Consider the following 782-nt stretch of genomic DNA (forward strand, 5'->3'; position numbering starts at 1 on the left):
TACGTCGCGGTCATTTTGGATGCCTGGTCACGCAAGGTCGTTGGTTACGCCATCGGTCGGTCGATCGACGCGCGCTTGACCGTTGCAGCATTGAAGGCGGCAATCGAACGACGAAAACCCCCGCCGGGCTGCGTCCATCACTCGGACCGAGGGTCGCAATATGCCGCACTCCTCTACCGCAACGTTCTCGCCGAGCACGATCTTATTGGATCGATGGGCCGGCGCGGCAATCCCTACGATAATGCGAAAGCGGAAAGCTTCATGAAGACGATGAAGGTCGAAGCCGTCTATCCGATGGCCTACGAAACCTTCGCCGACGTCGCTGAGGACCTTCCCCGCTTCATTGATGAGGTTTACAACACCCGCCGATTGCACTCAGCGCTCGGCTATCTCAGCCCGCAACAGTTCGAGGACCAACACGCCCGGCAGATGGTCAAAACTGCGGCTTGACCCTGTCCGGTCCGAGGGGCGCACTCCAATTCGCGGGCAATTTTCCCGCGTTTTCAGCTCCCTGATTCATCATGCCGCAGGGTTTTACCCAACCGATTGCGGCCGCCTGACGGTCTCCGTTCGAACCCGTTTCCAGTCCATTCCGTCAACCAGAGCCATGAGCTGAGCATGATTGAGCTGGACCCGGTGGTGGCCGATCCGCGGCCAGCAGAACTTCGCCTCATCCAGCCGCTTGTACCTCACTTGGGAATGCAGACTCTACGAACGCAGTTACGCAATTAGTGCGGATCACGCATCCGTTTCATCCTCTGTTCTCGCGGCTGCTGCCATGT

General features: G+C 58.7%; 2 protein-coding genes. One reads left to right on the forward strand and one right to left on the reverse strand.

Annotated elements, in window-relative coordinates; translation table 11 throughout:
- Positions 1-450 (forward strand): IS3 family transposase (locus NKH49_RS34765; RefSeq protein ID WP_352930221.1); only part of this gene is annotated, 450 nt, incomplete at its 5' end.
- An 84-nt stretch (positions 451-534) separates the two neighbouring features.
- Here the strand turns inward: NKH49_RS34765 and tnpB are convergent.
- A complete protein-coding gene (tnpB, locus tag NKH49_RS34770; protein WP_352458948.1) occupies positions 535-693 on the reverse strand; it encodes an IS66 family insertion sequence element accessory protein TnpB in 159 nt (52 codons plus the stop codon).
- Positions 694-782 lie beyond the last annotated feature (89 nt).

Source organism: Mesorhizobium sp. M1088 (genome assembly GCF_040318575.1).
GTDB lineage: Bacteria > Pseudomonadota > Alphaproteobacteria > Rhizobiales > Rhizobiaceae > Mesorhizobium.